Annotated in this window: 12 protein-coding genes; 3 read left to right on the forward strand and 9 right to left on the reverse strand. The window is 42.2% G+C overall.

Features of this window, described 5'->3' with window-relative positions:
* Window positions 1-269: 269 nt before the first annotated feature.
* Together MUCPA_RS26895 and MUCPA_RS26900 are read right to left on the reverse strand one after the other, a co-directional pair.
* Complete coding sequence (locus tag MUCPA_RS26895) at window positions 270-1,904, reverse strand: ABC-F family ATP-binding cassette domain-containing protein (protein ID WP_040626497.1); 1,635 nt, start codon at window positions 1,902-1,904, stop codon at window positions 270-272.
* A gap of 159 nt (window positions 1,905-2,063) precedes the next feature.
* A complete protein-coding gene (locus MUCPA_RS26900) occupies window positions 2,064-3,278 on the reverse strand; it encodes a PA2928 family protein (protein ID WP_008510739.1) in 1,215 nt (404 codons plus the stop codon).
* Between the two features lie 80 nt (window positions 3,279-3,358).
* Here MUCPA_RS26900 and MUCPA_RS38555 point away from each other — a divergent pair, with 80 nt between their 5' ends.
* Window positions 3,359-4,450 carry a hypothetical protein gene (locus MUCPA_RS38555; protein ID WP_008510741.1) on the forward strand — a complete coding sequence of 364 codons (1,092 nt, stop codon included), beginning with the start codon at window positions 3,359-3,361 and terminating at the stop codon, window positions 4,448-4,450.
* A 399-nt stretch (window positions 4,451-4,849) separates the two neighbouring features.
* Here the strand turns inward: MUCPA_RS38555 and MUCPA_RS26910 are convergent, their stop codons facing one another.
* The 6 genes from MUCPA_RS26910 to MUCPA_RS26935 form a co-directional block, all read right to left on the reverse strand.
* Window positions 4,850-5,902 (reverse strand): LamG domain-containing protein, encoded by a 1,053-nt coding sequence (locus MUCPA_RS26910; RefSeq protein ID WP_008510743.1) that lies wholly within the window; start codon window positions 5,900-5,902, stop codon window positions 4,850-4,852.
* A 23-nt stretch (window positions 5,903-5,925) separates the two neighbouring features.
* Window positions 5,926-7,431 (reverse strand): RagB/SusD family nutrient uptake outer membrane protein, encoded by a 1,506-nt coding sequence (locus tag MUCPA_RS26915; RefSeq protein WP_008510744.1) that lies wholly within the window; start codon window positions 7,429-7,431, stop codon window positions 5,926-5,928.
* Window positions 7,432-7,448: 17 nt separating this feature from the next.
* Complete coding sequence (locus MUCPA_RS26920) at window positions 7,449-10,658, reverse strand: SusC/RagA family TonB-linked outer membrane protein (protein ID WP_008510746.1); 3,210 nt, start codon at window positions 10,656-10,658, stop codon at window positions 7,449-7,451.
* Window positions 10,659-10,935: 277 nt separating this feature from the next.
* Window positions 10,936-12,099: a glycoside hydrolase family 130 protein gene (locus MUCPA_RS26925; RefSeq protein ID WP_008510749.1), complete on the reverse strand. Its 1,164-nt coding sequence runs from the start codon at window positions 12,097-12,099 to the stop codon at window positions 10,936-10,938.
* 136 nt (window positions 12,100-12,235) lie between these two features.
* Window positions 12,236-13,468 (reverse strand): L-fucose:H+ symporter permease, encoded by a 1,233-nt coding sequence (gene fucP / locus MUCPA_RS26930; protein WP_008510751.1) that lies wholly within the window; start codon window positions 13,466-13,468, stop codon window positions 12,236-12,238.
* Between the two features lie 17 nt (window positions 13,469-13,485).
* Window positions 13,486-14,379 (reverse strand): ROK family protein, encoded by an 894-nt coding sequence (locus tag MUCPA_RS26935; protein ID WP_008510753.1) that lies wholly within the window; start codon window positions 14,377-14,379, stop codon window positions 13,486-13,488.
* Window positions 14,380-14,841: 462 nt separating this feature from the next.
* Here MUCPA_RS26935 and MUCPA_RS26940 point away from each other — a divergent pair, with 462 nt between their 5' ends.
* Window positions 14,842-15,903, forward strand: a complete 1,062-nt coding sequence (locus MUCPA_RS26940) for a LacI family DNA-binding transcriptional regulator (protein WP_008510754.1) — start codon at window positions 14,842-14,844, stop codon at window positions 15,901-15,903.
* A gap of 402 nt (window positions 15,904-16,305) precedes the next feature.
* Window positions 16,306-16,452 (forward strand): DNA-binding transcriptional response regulator, encoded by a 147-nt coding sequence (locus MUCPA_RS38705; protein ID WP_008510756.1) that lies wholly within the window; start codon window positions 16,306-16,308, stop codon window positions 16,450-16,452.
* Window positions 16,453-16,589: 137 nt separating this feature from the next.
* Here MUCPA_RS38705 and MUCPA_RS26945 read toward each other — a convergent pair whose 3' ends face one another.
* Window positions 16,590-17,828: an IS4 family transposase gene (locus MUCPA_RS26945; protein ID WP_008503844.1), complete on the reverse strand. Its 1,239-nt coding sequence runs from the start codon at window positions 17,826-17,828 to the stop codon at window positions 16,590-16,592.
* Between the last annotated feature and the right edge of the window lie 142 nt (window positions 17,829-17,970).

The raw sequence follows: 17,970 nt of genomic DNA on the forward strand, positions 1-17,970 counted from the left end.
GATAATACTGTTTTTTTATCATGTTAGTTGTGCAATTATCAGCAGGCTACTACAAACCAGCTAAGTTGTCATAACTGTACTTCACTGGTTAGTCGTACAAGCGTAAGTTACCTTACATGTTTTTATAATGCATACGGCGTCCCAGCCTCTATGCAGCTGCACATAGAAACCATTATTTGGATTGATCAAGTATCGTTTTATAAACCAGCCTGGCCTTTTCGTGAAATTTTTGATGATTTTATTATGCACGTGGCATCCGAAAACAGCTTTTAGCTTTGTTCGATCTCTTTTAAGCTATCCATTTTTTTGTAGGCTAAAAATCCTTTGATATCCTCAAAATGCTCGCGTACACGTTTATTACCAAACTCGAATACTTTTTGTGCCAGGCCATCCAAAAAATCACGATCGTGGGATACGAGAATCAAAGTGCCATCAAAATTCCGGAGAGCATCTTTGATAATGTCTTTGGTTTTCATATCCAAATGGTTGGTAGGCTCATCCAATATTAATAAATTTACGGGTTCTAACAGCAACTTGATCATGGCTAAGCGGGTTTTTTCTCCTCCGGAAAGTACCTTTACTTTTTTGGTAGTATCATCACCGCTGAACATGAATGCGCCTAAAAGATCTTTAATTTTAATTGTGCCATCGCTTAATGGAATCTGATCAATGGTTTCAAATACCGTTAAGTTTTCGTCAAGTAATGCGGCCTGATTTTGGGCAAAGTAGCCAATCTTAGCATTATGGCCTACCTTTAGGCTTCCTTCAAAATCGATCTCGTTCATGATGGCTTTAATCATGGTAGACTTACCTTCACCGTTCTTACCCACAAAAGCTATCTTTTCTCCCCGCTCGATTACCATAGACGCATTCTTGAAAACAACGTGATCGCCGTAGGTTTTGGTCAGGTCTTCAACGATAACCGGATATTGACCGGAACGTGGTGAAGGCGGGAATTTCAACCGTAATGCCGAAGTATCTACTTCGTCAATTTCAATAACTTCAAGCTTTTCCAGCATTTTTACACGAGATTGCACCTGCAATGTTTTGGAGTAAGTTCCCCTGAAACGGTCTATAAATTCCTGGTTATCTGCAATGAAACGCTGTTGCTCTTCATAAGCTTTCAGTTGGTGCACACGGCGGTCGGCACGTAATTGCAAATAATGACTGTATTTTGCTTTATAATCATAGATCCGGCCCATGGTAACTTCGATGGTGCGGTTGGTAATGTTATCTACAAAAGCACGATCGTGCGAGATCACCATTACCGCCTTTGCCGAATTGATCAGGAAATCTTCCAGCCACTGTATACTTTCAATATCCATGTGGTTGGTGGGCTCATCCAATAAAATGAGGTCTGGCTTCTTTAATAAAATTTTGGCAAGCTCGATACGCATGCGCCAGCCACCGGAAAACTCAGAAGTTTGGCGGCCGAAGTCCTTACGCTCAAACCCAAGGCCTTTGAGTACCTTCTCCACCTCAGCATCATAATTGGTTTCTTCTACCGTGTAAACTTTCTCGCTGAGTTCTGATACCCTTTCGATGAGCTTCATATACTCGTCACTTTCATAGTCGGTACGAATATTCAGTTGCTCATTTACCTCATCAAGTTCCTTTTGCATTTTGTTCGCTTCTGCAAAAGCTTTCATGGTTTCTTCAAAAACGGTAACCTTATCCTGGGTAAGTAAATGTTGTGGCAGATAGGCGATTACTGCTTCTTTAGGGCCGGTCACGTTACCGGTTGTTGGCTTGGCTTCGCCAGCAATGATTTTGAGGATGGTGGATTTGCCTGCACCATTTTTGCCCATCAGGGCTATCTTATCGTTCTCGTTTATCGAGAAAGTTACATCACTAAACAAAGTGGTTCCGCCAAATGAAACGGAAATGTTATTTACATTGATCACGGTATGGAAATATTGAATTGTGGGCAAAGATAACGAAAGTAGTAGGTTTACAGCATCCAATGCCCTCTTTCAAGCCTAAACTATGCTTGTTTATTGTCGAATTCAGGTTTTCAAAAGAATTTTTTTGGAAAAATCTTTTGGTCACCCCGTTTAGCATCATCAGTCGATCACTATTCTGTTATTGGCACCAGAACTCAGATTGATGATGAGTATTTCCCGTAAGCCCTCATCACCGTCGGTTGGTTTTGGTCCGCATAAGTAAAGTTCGTTCGACTGTTTATCGTTAAACATAATGGACAGGTCCGAGTAAGTTGTATTTACTTTCCATAAGGTTTTTCCCTTTGGGGATACGGCAGTAAGTATTACGGGTGCAGAAAGTTCAGTTGTTTGCTTATGCATAATGATGTAGCCGTTATTACCCAATAGCATTGGGCTATTGATCTGGTTGTTACGGGCAAGCAAGTCACGATAAGCTTTATTGTTTTTTAGCGAGTCATCGGGTTGTACAAATAGTTTAGCCGGATCTGTTAAAAAGCCACCACTGATAAAAACGCCTGGATTTAGTTTCGTCCATTGGGCAGAAGGATTATTAGAAGGACAGGTGTATAATACTCTCCTTACCGATTGATTTGTCGGCCGCCATAAAAAAGCGTCAGGATTATGGGCCAGATTAGCGGTATCCTTATTATCCAGCAATGTAATGCAGCTTGTGCCATCATCATAAACACTGCTGATCTGTTCATTATAATCTTTACCAATTTTGTCGGTCAACTTAAAAAAATCATCGGGTAGTTTGGCTGTATATACGCCGGTTTTCAAGGTTGAGCTGTTGATGTTGTATACCTGGCCATCCAGTCCGTTGATCATCAAGCTTTTAGTCGAGTCATGCCACTTGTATTTTGAGTGATCGGTGTAGTCTAAAATTGCTTCGTTGGGTAAAATAGCCTCAATGTCCTTAAAATAATCGTTTTGCGCAACAATGTCTCCTGTTAGTTTATCAACCACATACACTTGGTTGCAATACATAAAAAGGTATTTATCAGATTGGCCAAGCATCAACGCCGAACCAAATGTTTTCCCGTCTTTGCCCTTAGCGTCAAGCTTTATCTTCCAAAGCTTCTTGGCGGTGTGCATATCCATAGCCTCGGCATAGTAGCTGTCTGTACCATAAACTGTGGATTTAACCACCGAATAAGCCCCAAAATGGTTAATAATTGTAGCCATTACTGTATGGCCATTGTGCTTATAAAATACGGCGTCGGCCTGTGCTTTGGTGTAGCTGTAACCCTGGAAAAAATGATGCGCAATATAATAGATGCCGCCCATCACAGCTACAGGAATAATGAAAAACCGGAAGAGCAGTTTGAAATTCATGACAGATGAAATAGATTAAATCAAATAAACTAAACAGTAGAGGGCGTAACTTGTTCATCTACTATCAATTTAAAACAAATATGGAAGCATCAATCTTAATTCCTGTTGTCATCATCCTGGCAGTAGGATTTGTTTTTTATAAAATTTTTGGCGGGATATATAAGCAAAATGAAAACCGAAAACGTTTGGCCAAGGAAGGCGACCTGGCAGTGGCTTATGTAAAAAGCATAGCGCAAACGGGTGTAACAGTAAACCAAATGCCCGAAATGCGTTTACTGCTTCAAATAGAAAATATAGGCGGCCAGCCTCGCCAGGTTGAAATTAAACAACTGATTGATCTTGGTTCGATACCGCGTGTGGGCGACAAGGTTTATGTACTGATCGATCAAAAAGATCCTGACAATGTTGTACTGTCTTCAACTCCATTTGGCGGTAATATGCAAACTAAATTGGTTGACGATGCTGGAAATACTGCCGGAACGGTTGATCTGGGCAGCGATATAATGCAAGGGTACATGGCCTTATCTCCAGAATTGCGCGAGCGGGGCAAGCCAGGCGTAGCCACTATTGTAAGTGTAATGCCTGCTGGCGGGCGAAATAGCCAGATCACGATGGATATTGACAATATTGGCGAAGCGCTTAAACGGGTAACCATTACGCAGCCTGTTGACGGCAATCCGCCGGCTATCGGCACGAGGTTATATTTTTTATATGATCCGCAGAACCCAGAAATAAGGGCGCTGGCACCTTCGGCACTTACAGGCGGGCAGTCGTTGGCTGCTGGTGCCAACCGTGTTGATCCGCTGGTGCTTGGGCCGCAACTGTTACAGGTGGGGGCTAAAGCTATGGGTACCGTACTATCTGCCAGTAGTGTACCATTGGCTAACCCGATACTGGCTGATAGAGGATATAGTAAGTGGAATTTATTATTGAATGTTACGCCCCAAAATGTTACAGCGCCCTATCAGGCCAATCTAACTATATCTTTATCCAGCGCCGAGAAAGCTGCCAAAATTGCGCATGTTGGTGCAGAGGTACCTTTGCGTTATGATCCCCTGGATCTGCAAACTATATCCATCGACTCCATTGCTATGGGCTATCCTGATCCTTATGAGGAAGTTATCAAAATATTCACTGATCAATTGGCTCAAAACCATGACGGGAGGACTTGAATTTATTGACTAATTAGTTAACCGGTAATTATGATTTCAGTTGGTTGGGCCATTGATTCCACAAAAAGCTGTCCATCTAAACTAAATCCCGCTATTTCATAGAGCAAAGATAACGAGAGCCATAGGTTTCCAGGATCAAATGTCTTCTGACAATCTCAAACCCAAGCCGGTTTGTATTAGTCTTGATCGAAAAAGACTTGCTGAAGGGGGGAGAGCTTAACAGTATTGTATGTAAGGTTAACCTTAGTTAAACAATCACTTTAAAGATTGCCTTTTTCAACGGCCCGTCAATTAATCAGCTGTATCAAGATTAAAGGACGGGCCGCGAAGGCTTATTTTATTTAATTCGGCATGGTGCCAAAATAAGGGGTTTATATGTCAACTTACGGCAGCAATATATTAAGGTTGTTCCATTGTATACAATGATTTAACTTCGCTATCGCTTAAAACTTTGTTGTACAGGTGAATGTCGTCCATTGATCCAATAAAGTAGTTACCCCCGTAATAAGCATTAGGGCTATTTGGATCTGTAAAGTTATAGGCTGATTTAGGCAGCTCATTACCTATGGCAACCGGTGGTGGCGAAGTCAACGAGGTAGGGTCTCCGGTAATGGCGGCGGTTTTAACCAGGCTGCCGTTAATGTAAAACTTTGCTGTACCATTGGTGAAACTAACTACCACCTGGCTCCATTTATCAAGTTGTACCGATGCCCCGCCAGAATCTTGGTCATGATCACCAGTGGTAGTCATTACGGTTAAAAAAGGCAGGTTGCCGCTTTGTAGCTGAAATTTATAGCCGAGCCATCTGTTTAACGAGAAGATGTAATTTCCATTACTTGCAACATGCGGTTTTATCCATGCACAAATGGTAAAACTGCTTGGGCGTAACGATGCCTGGTAGGGTACCTCAATATAGGCTCCGTTATTGAAATCGTAGGCTTGGTTGGCTACGCCAAAACGATCGGCTACTAAAACTGGTAAGGTGCCGCCGTCAACCGCAGGTGCTCCGTACACGCCAACCCAGCCCGTTTTTAATGTGCCATCGTGTGCATTGCCAGATGCGTCTTTTGCATCTCCATTGAATTTCCAGGAGGCAATCAGGTTAGCGGCCGATATCTCTTGAATTAAGTTGACGCTAAACTGCACGCCTGCACGTCTTAAATTTGCAACGGCATTGTTAACTTCCTGTTGGGTGAACGAGCCGGATTTAACGCTGGCTGCTAATGACAGGGCTGCCTGTAGTGCCGCTTTTGAACCTATAGTATAGTTGCCCGCCTGTTTACCCTCGGTTGCCGTGCCGTAAACAGTGGTTAACGAATCAATCACTTTACTCAGTGTTGTTTTATTTGAATTGTAATCAGCGCTGTTGTTGTTTTTTTTGCATGCTTGCGTTAACATCAACACGGTGGCAAGCACCAGCATTGCTACGATCGGATTTTTTATCTTTTTCATTGTCGAATTTTAAGACGGACTAATTACTTACCTAATTTAAAGTTAGTTTGCCTTTCACTTGCCGGTATCGGGAAAAACTGGTTAGCGGCATAGCTAAAGTTCGGCTTGTTTTTTAGCGCGTTAGAGGCATAGGCCGATCCATAGCGGATAATATCAAAAAATCGGTGAAACTCAAGAGCCAGTTCAGAACGCCTTTCCCTGCGGATGATATCACGCAAAGTGGCTGCATCGGTAACGGTTATATCGGGTAACAATCCTGCCGGAATGGTGCCGAAGCCAGGTAAACTGTTATCATGTAAATAGCTTTCTCTGGCCCTTTTTCTTACTTTGTTAAGCGGAACCAGGGCGGCTGAACTATTACCGGATTCGTTTAGCGCTTCAGCCTCAATCAATAGCACCTCGGCAAACCTGATGGCCTGGTAGTTTAAATTGCCATCGCCCCTTGTCGTCAGTGGTATTTCGGACAGGGGCTGGGCGTGCTTTTTACTAACATAACCCGTGCTGCTCCAGTTGGGGTCAAACGGGGTTTCAAAATAATTGGTGCCCGCGCGTGCCACTGTATAGTCTAAACGCGGGTCAACGGTGCCGCCGGGTGCTGTTTCAAAATTAGCCACTAAATTTTGAGTAGGTAAAAAGAAGCCGTAACCGTTTAACGATCTTGGCGCAAACCAGGCATTCAGGTTATTACCCTGGAATGGCACCAAACCAGATGTATGCAAAATGGAAAAAACTGCCTCTGCATTGTTTTTGGTTGCTGCTTTAAAATTATCGGCATAGGTGGGTAACAGGCTGTATACGCCTAATGCTTCCACCGCCTGCGCTGTTGATGCTGCAAGCGCCCACTTTTGCTCAAACAGATATGTTTTAGCTAATAAGGCCAGGGCTGCGCCCTTGGTGGCGCGGCCAATATCCACGCCGGTCCGGGTGGTTGGTAAAACGGCTGCCGCTGCTGTGCAATCCTTTTCTATCTGCGCGTAAATTTGCGCTTGTGGCAGGGCGGGGCTTTGCAGTTCTTCGGGTGTTTCTACCTTTAAATGCAGCGGAATATCGCCATAGGCCACTGTTAAGTTAAAGTAGTAGTAAGCCCGCAGAAACTGTGCCTGGCCTATTACATCGCTTTTTACGGTAGCAGATACCGCTGTATTGCCGGCTGTTAAACCATCGGTTACTACATTGCATTTAAAAACTCCATCGTAATACCGTTTCCATACGGCCTCAACTGCCGCGTTGTTAGGGTTAATCACAAACTGTTGTATGCTCAAAAAATCCGACTGGTCGCCATCACTACTGCCCTTTATCGCATCATCAGATGCCAGATCGCCCAGCACCCAGATGGCGTTTGAAGAAGGATCTGTAAAAGTTAAAGGCGAATAGGCCGCATTTACAGCAAGTATGGCATTGGCATCATTCGTGAAGAAATTATCGTTCTGATATTGGCCCAAAACCTGCTGATCTAAAAATTTCTTGCATCCGGTAGTCATGATCAACAGCGATGCAGTTATGCAGATATAAATATTTTTTGCTTTCATCTTTCTGTAATTTTCGGTTAAAAATTAGCGTTAACACCCACTGTTATTGTACGGGCAGACGGATATGTCCCCCAGTCTATACCCACAGCCGTAACGCTGTTGCCGTTATTGCTGTTGTTATACTGTTCAGGATCAAGCCCGGTGTACTTGGTAAAGGTGGCCAGGTTTTGCCCGCTCACAAATACTCTTAACGACGATATTTTAAGTTGCTGTAAGGTTTTAGAGCTCAGTTTATAACCTAATTGTACGTTTTTAAGCTTTAAATACGAACCGCTCTCTAAAAAACGGGTTGAGGGCATTTTGTTGTTATTGCCATCCGTCCACGATAAAAGCGGGAAGGTATTGCTTGAGCCGGGGCCGTTCCAGCTTTGGGTTGCTACGCGCTCTGTAATATTGAAAGGGCGGTAAAAGCCCTCAATATCTGTAAGCACCTGGTTGTAGATCTGGTTGCCAGAAACACCCTGGAAGAAGATGCTCAGGTCAAAATTTTTGTATTGTACATTACCTGTTAAGCCATAAGTAAACTTGGGGATAGGGCTGCCCACAAAGCTGCGGTCTTTATCATCAATAACACCATCGCCGTTTACATCTTTATACATCACGTCGCCGGGCCTGATACCTGGCCCCTGGTAAGCATGTGTAAATATTTGCTGCGTGTTTTGAAAAATACCCTCTTGCTGCAATAAATAAAACGAACCGATAGGGTGGCCAACAGCTGTTAAAGTGGCATAGTAATTATTATCTATACGCCCATTGGCTATCGGTGTACCATTTGCCAGGGCGGTTACCTTGTTGTTAACCGTAGCCAAATTGCCGGTTAAGCTATAGGTAAGATTGTTATTGATGGTTTTTTTATAGCTCAATTCGAGCTCAATACCCTTGTTTGTTACATTACCTGCGTTTACTGCAGGGTTTCCGCCGTTACCACCGCTGGTTGGCAATGGTAAAAACAGCAGCATATTTGATGTTTTTTTAACATAATAATCGGCACTTAGTAATATCGCATTTTCAAATAATCCTATATCTAACCCCGCATCCTGCTGTGTGCTTGATTCCCAGCGTACATTGGGGTTACCTTTTGATGTAATGCTGTAACCCTGGGTAGATGTGCCGCCAAAGGGATAGTAAAACCCTCCGCTTAACAGCGATACATACGGGTAGTTACCTATGCTTTGCTCGTTACCTAACTGGCCCAGGCCTGCGCGCAGTTTAAGCGTAGAAATGGGTTTGATATTCTTCATGAAATCTTCCTGGTCAATGCGCCACCCCAGGGAGCCTGATGCGAAACCCTGGTAGCGTGATGATGGAGATAACTGCGAAGAACCGTCATAACGGTAGCTCACGCTTGCCAGATACTTGTTGTTAAATTGGTAATGTATGCTTCCGAACAATGAGGATAATGCAAAGTGCGACTCGTTGCCTCCATTTTGCTGGCTGGCTGAAGCGCCGTTATCAAGGTATTGGAAATTTGGTGTCTGGTTAACAAAGCCATTACGCGATGCTGATAAAGCCTGTATATCCTGCTTAATCAATTCTGAACCCGCTAAAAAGTTAAACACGCTCTTTCCGAGAGTTAGATCATAAGTAGCTGTGTTGGTCCAGTTATAATTTAATTCGTTGGAGTGTGACTGCGCCAGCGAACTTGGCGAATTAAAAAAGCGGTCGATACCAAATGTTTCAAAAAATTGCTTGTAATCTGTTAAAATCAGGTTCAGCCCAATGTCCGACTTAATTTTTAAACCTTTTACCGGGCTAACTTCTACGTAGGCATCACCTAATACGGTATAGCCATAGGTATTGTTATTTGAAGCATCTGCCGCTGCAACCGGATTAACGCCATCTCCCAGGAAATTGCCATTTACACTTGGGTCCTGCTTCGGCAGGTCGACAAATTGCCCGTTAGCATTGTATACCGGAGTACCAGGCGTACGGAATAATGCATATCGTACAATACTGGCTGCAGCACCGGTGTAACCATCGCCAGAGGTACCCACTTTTCTTGTTTTGGAATAAGCCAGGTTAACGTTGGTACCTATCTTAAGGTATTTGGATAGCGTGCTGCTTACGGCGGTGCGCAGGTTAAATCTGTTATACGACGAATTTTTGATCAATCCATCCTGGCTAAAATAGTTGCCGGATACAATGTATTGCGAGTTTTCATTACCACCGCTCACAGATAACGATGCATTGCTCACCGGTGCAGGTCTTAACACTTCGTTCAGCCAGTTCACGTCAGATAATGTTCGGGCAAGGCTATCGGATATGGTATTCCTGCCATCGTTGATGGCAGCGGTGTTAAAAGCACTTACATACTGGGCCGTGTTAGCCATTTTGATCAGATTTGTAGCCGTTTGTACACCCGTATAAGCATTTACACTGAGCTTGGCCTTACCGGATACTCCTCTTTTTGTAGTAACGATAACAACGCCATTAGATGCTCTTGCCCCGTAAATAGCGGCAGAGGATGCGTCTTTAAGAATATTAATACTTTCTATATCGTTTGGCGATATTTCATTGATACCATCTTTTGTTGGTACTCCATCCACGATATAGAGCGGATCGTTATTGTTGATGGTGCCTACACCACGTATCCTGATATTAATGCCATCGCCGGGGGCACCGGTGTTTTGAGTAACAGCCACGCCAGCCGCTTTACCCTGTAATATTTGATCAACGCCGCCAACTGGTAAGCCGTTGATATCTTTGCTGCTCACTAACGATACGGCGCCCGTTAAATCTTTCTTCCGTTGTGTAGTATATCCAACTACTACTACTTCATTTAAATTACCTCCTTGTTCTTTCAGTACAACGTTAATTTCAGTTTTTCCAGCTATTGCAATTTCTTGAGTTTCAAAGCCGACGTAAGAAATTACCAAAATCGCGTTCTCTGGTACCGATACACTAAAGTTTCCGTTAACGTCAGATACGGTAAGGTTTTTACCTCCCTTTATGCCGATGGTGGCTCCAATCAGGCTCTCGCCCTTTAGGTCTGAGATTTTTCCTTTTACCCTGATATCTGATACAGCGGCAATGTGTGCGGATGGCGATCGCCCGGCATTCCTGGTAAAGCTGTTTTTCGCTTTAGGCGGGAAATTGGCGTTAGCGTTTGCTGCACCGGCTGTAAGCAGGGCTGTAAATGCCAGCATCATCCCGACAGAAAGTTTACTGCTTGCAAGTACCCCGCTTTTATATCTACATATTTTTGAGTAACTGTTACTTTTTTTCATGCTTTGTTAATTAAGGTTAATGATATCTTAGGTTTGCCTGCTTTGCAGCGAGGCAGCCACCTGAGTTTTTGATGCACTAAAGAGATTTGCGTTTATCTCTGCTCTATTTTAAGGTAGATTAGTCCATATAATTCCCTTTCTATTTTACTTATCCGGTGTCTTATTGAATGTTTTTCTAAGTAAATAGTTTATTTTTTTGATATTTAGGCAAAAAAGATCCCTGTATCCTCAATGATAGAAAGGGATTCTGTAAATGCGCAATGTCAATTGTGTTAGGTTAAAGTGTTGGGACAGGGTCCGGGTCGGCAGGCTTAGATGGGTCAAATACCGCTACACCCACCTTTGAATCGGCACAACCATAATATAAAAACCATTTTTTCTTAAAATAAACTAAGCCTTCAATAAACACGGTACCGTTAACGTATTGTCCACTTTTTTCAAAAGGTTCCATAGGGCGCAAAAAAGGCACATTTAGCCTGCCAATGGCTTTAGCTGGGTTTGTATTTGAAAATAACACTTGCCCCGCGCAGTAGGAGTTTCCGTTAAATCGTTTATCACCGCCCTCACTAGGATGATTTTTTCCGTTATAAAACAAAATAATGCCCTTGCTGGTCATGATAGCAGGCGGGCCACATTCGGTAAGATCGCTGTCAAAGTAATTTTTTCGGGGTGATATTAATTGCTTCAGTTCACCTTTATTGTCTACAACGGGCGTCCAGTCAACCAGGTTAAGCGAAGTTGCAGCATATACATGTTCCTCTCCCCAATACATCCAGTATTTCCCGTTAATTTTGGTTATCACCTGGTGATCGTTCGCTATTTTAGTTAAAATAGATGCCGATTTACTCGCCATGTTGAAGAATTTGCCGTTGTAAGCTTTTCTGAATATCGGGCCATGCTTAACCCATGTTGTTAAATTTTTTGAAGTGGCAACCCCTAAGCGTGGCACTTTACGATTCCATTGTGTATAAAACATCACGTAAACCCCATTGGCGGTAACAGCCACCCGCGGGTCTTCGCATCCTCCCGGCCATTCAAATTCTTTCTGGCTGTCGTTTGCAGGGTAGAGTACGGGTTTATCGTTCCTGGCAAAGTGAAGGCCATCCTTACTTTCTGCATAACCTATGCGCGAAGTGCGCGTACCAATCTCAACACCCGTTTTATCTTCAGACCGGTAAAGCACAACGATCTTACCGTTTTTGATTGTAGCTGCCGGATTAAAGGTATAGTACGCTTCCCAACCCACCGCTTTTGACGACATAGGATCCATGAATTTCTTGGTGGAATCAGGCGAAATGATAGGATTTACATTCTGGGGGCGTATAAAACCGCCGAAAGCCCATGCAGGAAGCAATTTTTGATGCCTGGGTTGTGCAACTGAAAAATTAAAAATCAATAAACAGGCTAAAACTCCTGTAAGTTTAAGTAGTCGGTTTTTCATAAAGTAATATTTAGGCAATTGGTAACCAGTTTAAAGCAAAACCGGTTTTGTAATTATACACAATGATAATTTAATAAAACCGGTTTTGCAAATCTATTTTTGTTTATTTTATTTTGATAACAACCAAACAAATCAACTAATGTTGGACCTTGTAGAATTTAAGGCCGAACAGCAGAATAACAACATAGCAGATGATAGGCAAATAATAGGCCTGAGCAACATCATGATTAGCTACCTGGCCCATAATCAACGGAAAGAAAGCGCCGCCTACAACCCCCATAGATATAAATGAAGATGCTTGTTGGGTATGGCTTCCGAGGTTTTTTAACCCTAAACTAAAAATGGTAGGGAACATAATACTGAAAAAGAAATTGATCATCATCAGCGCGATGTAAGAGGTCCACCCAAGCTTTTGCGCCACTATGATGCACATCAAAATACTGCAGGCGGCAAAGCAAGCTAATAATTTATTGGGCGCTATAAAATTCATTAAGTAAGTGCCTGTAAAGCGGCCCAACATCATCATCGCCATAAATATACTCATATACCGGCCTGACGACAGGTTACTGAAACCCATAACCTCGTGCCCGTAATTAATAAAAAAGGCCCATGTGCCAGCTTGCGCGGCTACGTTAAAAAATTGGGCTACAACGGCCCAGACAAAGTGCTTATGCCAGAATAATTTTTTTGCCGGAGCAATATCCACATTAACTACCTCAGGGTCAACCTCGGCCGCCGCTACATGCGGATCATTTAAAACAGGCACCTTTAAAAATAAAAAAGCCACTATAAGCAGGGTAAGTACTAAGCCGATGCTCACGTAGAGGTATTTAAGAGAGGAGAGGTCGGCAGAGTTGCTGGCCGTGATCCTGAATAGAAACCACGATGCAATAAAAGGCCCCGCTGTAGCACCTAAGGCATTGAAAGACTGCGAAAAATTAATACGGCGGTCGCTGCTTCGCTGGTCGCCCAGGGCTGCGGCAAAGGGATGTGCTACCGTTTCGAGTGTAGCCATACCACAACCCATAATAAACAACGCTATCCTGAAAAAACCGAAAGAATTGGCGTTTGCGGCCGGTACAAACAAAAAAGTGCCTGCGGCGAACAATATCAAACCCAGTAGTACACCTGGTTTATAGCCAAATTTCTTTAAAAAATAGCCTGCCGGTATGCTCATAACAAAATAGGCACCAAAAACAGAAAGCTGGATAAGTCCTGATTGAGCTTTTGAGACATTCAGGGCGCCCTGAAAATATTTATTGAGCACATCGCTCATGGAGTGTAACAGTCCCCACATTAAAAATAACGAGGTTACAAAAATAAAATTGACCAGATACTTCTTTTCTATAAAGGGTGCTTGCTGTTTCATATATGGCTATAATTGGTTTAAAGAGTGTTTTGCCCTGCAGGCAATGGTTCATGAAATATGGAGGCAGCACCTATGAGCGGTGCGTCTTCATAAAGTTGGGCAATTTTGATAGCCACACCTAACTTGAGATAGGGCAGAAAAAAAGAGGATGCTTTGGAAATGTTGCCGCAGAGAATCAAAAGTTCCGGCTTGAGTTCTTTAATCGGGCTTTCAAGAAATTGATTCAGATTAGTGGCAAACTCCTTAAATATTTCGCGGGCGTTACTACTTTGGGACGCCATTTCAAAAAGCTCCTCAACACCGTTGGTTAAGGATAGCCCTGTAACCTGATGATAGCGTCTCAAGAACCAGCGCGTTGAAAAATAATCGTCGGCTATGGTTTTTTTGTAAGGTGTGCCTCCCAGATTGATGTCGTGGGTAACCTTGTTATTGCTGTACGCAGATCCAAAACCGGTTCCCAGTGTAATGCCTAACACACGCTGATGTAATTGGCCCGCACCGCAGTAAACCTCTCCGGCTATGGTTGCTTCGGCATCATTCCTGAACTTAACCTGGTTGGGCTTGAGTTTGAGTATCTCAGCAAGATACTCCTTGACGTTCCTGCCGTAAAGAGATTCGTATTTATCTAAGTTTTTAATGTATGAAATGCCATTCTCGTAATCAAACGGACCGGGCATGGCAATGGTTAAACCAGATATGGGCAATCCTGGGTTATTTTCAACTACCTGCTCAAAAGCAGTTTTCCACGCGGTTAAAATTTCGTCAGCCGAACCTTTGCTGTAAACTTCCACCCTGCAAATGCTTTGTTTGAGCAAGGTTGAACTATTCTGATCATAAAGGCCCGCCGTGATATGCGAACCACCTATGTCGGCGGTCAGCACGTACCGCGACTGAATGTTGTTAATTTGCATCTATTTGTTTTATCTGTTTTTTTGAGCACTTATTTACAAAGCTTTCAGCGTTAGCCGTGGCCTTAACGATCAATCACAATTTTGTAATTGATATGCCGGGCCAGTATCATCAGTTGGATATAAATAAACACATCCAAATTGATTGCCTGTAAATAATGATCAAAGGTTTTTTACTGTATTAATTGGTTGCGGGATGAAAAAATATAAAGCAGGCATCAGCCGGTTATATTTTTTGTCCTTTGCCCTGCAATGATAATTTAATAAAATCGGTTTTGCAAATATAAAATGTTAATTTTGTTGACTACTAATTTGGTGATATCTGCTTGTGTTGAAAATCGCATATGCGTCAATGTATATTAACAAAGCCATTAACGGGCAGCGGATATTATCGAATTAGGTTAAATTTATCGTCCAAAAACTGTTTGATAATGATTATATTAATCATTATGCACTTGATATAAAATGAGTAAGAAAAAACTTTCTATTAACGATATTGCCAATGAGCTCCAGGTTGCAAAATCCACCGTCTCATTTATTTTGAATGGTAAAGCCAAAGAAAAAAGAATAAGTGATGAGCTGACTGCCAGGGTTTTAGAATTTGTAAAAGAAAAAGGATATCAACCAAACCAGCTGGCTCAAAGCTTAAGCACGGGTAAAACAAAAATGATATGCCTGATGGTGGAAAAAATATCTGATTATTTCTTTTCGCACATTGCGTTTCATTTGGAGGCGCTGGCATATAAAAATGGCTATAAAATTATTTATTGCAGTACTGAAAACGATGCGGAAAAAACCAAGCAGATGATTACGTTATTACGTGCAAGGTATGTAGACGGCTATATCATTACCCCGTCTGTCGGAATCGAATCGGAGATAATCGCAATGATGAACGACAATTTACCTGTCGTTTTATTTGACCGTTATCTGCCTGATATTTTTACCGATTATGTTGGACTTGATAATTTCAAAGGAACATACGATGCCGTTACCTTTTTAGCAAAAAACGACGCCAAAAAAATTGCACTGATCACGCTGAATTCTGAGCAGACCCAGATGGCCGAACGGCGTGCTGGCTATTTAGCGGCTTTAAAAGAGTATCATTATAAGCCGGCTATACTGAAAATACCTTTTGAGAGCGATTCCGAAACTATTACAGGCTACTGTGTCCAGTTTCTGAAAGAAAATCCCGATATCGACTCTGTTATATTTGCAACTAACTACTTAGCATTAAGTGGTATAAAGGCCGTTAATGAATTAGGGCTTTCTATTCCCGATCAAATGTCGATTATTGCATTTGATGATCATGACGTGTTTAATATCTATAACCCATCCATAAGTGCTGTTTCTCAACCTTTAGACGAAATGGCAAAACAGCTTTTCAAGTTGCTGTTAGATAAACTGGAAAACAAGGTGCGTTTAAAAGATCTGACGAAGGTGATTATACAGCCGGAGCTGATATTGCGGGGATCCACCAGGCAGGGCAATCACAAGATGGAAGCTGATCGCAGGCTTACCCGGCGGTAAAATCGGGCATACCTTTTTATTGGTTTACTGATCCCTCTTCTTGTTACAAACATGGGGCAGCAATACTGTTAAAATAATTAAGCTAAATTTTTAGCAGAACTTGACTTTCCCGGGAGGGATCCCAAGTTTGAGGCCCGTGCGGGCAATACGGATGCTCTTGCCTTGAGCAAACATGCAAATGGTAAATTTGTCTTTCCCTGGCTTTTAAAAGAAAACTTTTTCTGTACAATGATATGCATCATCAATTAACGTGATCTTGCTTATTTTTTGGCTTAATGACATACAGGATATTTGTTTACAGCCTATCTCATATCCTAAATATGATTTCTCTGTTTTTGCCGCTAACCGCTTTTGTTTAAAGTTGTATCCTAACTTTTTTAATTAATATTTAATTGGGCAGTCATGAACAAAAAGGTATTGGTGATTGAGGACAACAACGATATACTCGAGAACATGATAGAAATTTTAACATTGGCGGGTTGCGAGCATAGCCGTCAATTTAAGCGACTGTACTCATACATAATTGATTTTCAGTTATTTAATTTTTAGGCGCGGTTTGCCCGCATGGGCAAACCTATGTATTTTTACTCTCATATTTTTCGTTTTTTAAGGCGGGGAGGTTTAGATGACCCCGCCTTTCTTATTTTTGTTTAACTATCTAAATATAGTATTTAAATATCTAATAATCAAATACTTATTACAATTTCTTCTATTTTTAACCTATGTTTTCTGTGCTCTTTTGAAAGGTGCTTTAAGTTTAATTTCTCCAACAGAGCTAACCACTTTGAGCATATCCCTAAAAGCTGCGCTCGCAATTCTTCTTTCGTAGAAGCGATTAGTCGATGCACCTTTAAAACACTAATTTGACCTATCTTACCGATAGCCATGCATATTTTCCAACTCAAAACTGCCCAGATCAACTTACTGTATAATATACTGGTTATACGATCCGAACTTCCTTTGGGGAACGTGTGTATCTTTAAAAACGACTTCCATGCTTTAAAAACCAATTCTATCTGCCATCGCAGGTGATATAACTTTTGGATCAATTCAGCGCTATATTTTTCGCTCACCAGGTTGGTAACAATAAAGTTAAACCCTGCCCGCTCTTTGAATCCCTTACTGGTGGTACTGCCTTTCTTTTTATTGTACTTTTCAGTATTGGCTATCCGCCTTGCCTTGAGCTCTTCACTTACCGGTTCTATTATTATCCTTACCGGCATCTTATCAGCTCCGATATATACCTGTTGATCAAATACGCCGGTTATGCCTTGTAGTTTCGACAACTCTAACTTTTGGTATTGGTCGTCCTTTAATAGATAAATCGTTGTTTTCGGACATAATTTATTAATAAAGAAAGCTTTGACTTTGTTAATATTGTTCATATAACTCAAGTGAGTGTAACCCAGATCTCTCATATATAATACCCCCGGCTGAATTGATGCCTTGTCCAGATGACTCTCACCCTGGTCATTTGCGTTGGCCGGAGTTACTTTGATATCGCTTTTACCACTTTTGATTTCAAATTCAAATTGTACAGATGCTCCCGCTTTCATCCCACTTCCTTTTGTTCCGGGGAATGTCTCTGCAATAACTTCCGGCAACGCGAAACGGGTAGAATCTTTGATACGGATCTCCAAGCCCTGTGTTTGCTCTTGCGGTAACTCAACTGCTATTAATTGCTCAAAAACGGCTTGTACAAACTTTGTCATATTGCTGTGATGTCTTTGATGCAATGCCTGCTTCGAAATATCAAGCCCATCCCTCCGCATTAACTGCATACTCATGCCGTTAAACGATTGATCTCCATCAAATAACGCCATATCCAATAGTTCCTTGCCTCCCACTTTTCGTTTGCGTTGTATAGCCTCTGTTTTACGGGCCAGGCCATCTAACACCGTTGGTTCAAATAGTTCCGAACTCATTCGCTCGAATAATGACTGCAATTTTGCAGTTCCGATTCTTGCTCTAAAAAAATTTTATCCCTTTTTTTTCTAAAGTTGACGGCTATGGGGTTGCGAGGGGGATGGCGCTAAAAATGGTAAAATTGGCTGCGACCTTGCCTTC

It is taken from the genome of Mucilaginibacter paludis DSM 18603 (assembly GCF_000166195.2).
GTDB lineage: Bacteria > Bacteroidota > Bacteroidia > Sphingobacteriales > Sphingobacteriaceae > Mucilaginibacter > Mucilaginibacter paludis.

What these genes read in the sequence shown, in the direction of transcription:
- MUCPA_RS26900 (WP_008510739.1), bottom strand. Translation starts at nt 3,278, where the DNA reads ATGAATTTCAAACTGCTCTTCCGGTTTTTCATTATTCCTGTAGCTGTG.
- MUCPA_RS38555 (WP_008510741.1), top strand. Translation starts at nt 3,359, where the DNA reads ATGGAAGCATCAATCTTAATTCCTGTTGTCATCATCCTGGCAGTAGGA.
- MUCPA_RS26910 (WP_008510743.1), bottom strand. Translation starts at nt 5,902, where the DNA reads ATGAAAAAGATAAAAAATCCGATCGTAGCAATGCTGGTGCTTGCCACC.
- MUCPA_RS26915 (WP_008510744.1), bottom strand. Translation starts at nt 7,431, where the DNA reads ATGAAAGCAAAAAATATTTATATCTGCATAACTGCATCGCTGTTGATC.
- MUCPA_RS26920 (WP_008510746.1), bottom strand. Translation starts at nt 10,658, where the DNA reads ATGAAAAAAAGTAACAGTTACTCAAAAATATGTAGATATAAAAGCGGG.
- MUCPA_RS26925 (WP_008510749.1), bottom strand. Translation starts at nt 12,099, where the DNA reads ATGAAAAACCGACTACTTAAACTTACAGGAGTTTTAGCCTGTTTATTG.
- fucP (WP_008510751.1), bottom strand. Translation starts at nt 13,468, where the DNA reads ATGAAACAGCAAGCACCCTTTATAGAAAAGAAGTATCTGGTCAATTTT.
- MUCPA_RS26935 (WP_008510753.1), bottom strand. Translation starts at nt 14,379, where the DNA reads ATGCAAATTAACAACATTCAGTCGCGGTACGTGCTGACCGCCGACATA.
- MUCPA_RS26940 (WP_008510754.1), top strand. Translation starts at nt 14,842, where the DNA reads ATGAGTAAGAAAAAACTTTCTATTAACGATATTGCCAATGAGCTCCAG.
- MUCPA_RS38705 (WP_008510756.1), top strand. Translation starts at nt 16,306, where the DNA reads ATGAACAAAAAGGTATTGGTGATTGAGGACAACAACGATATACTCGAG.
- MUCPA_RS26945 (WP_008503844.1), bottom strand. Translation starts at nt 17,828, where the DNA reads ATGAGTTCGGAACTATTTGAACCAACGGTGTTAGATGGCCTGGCCCGT.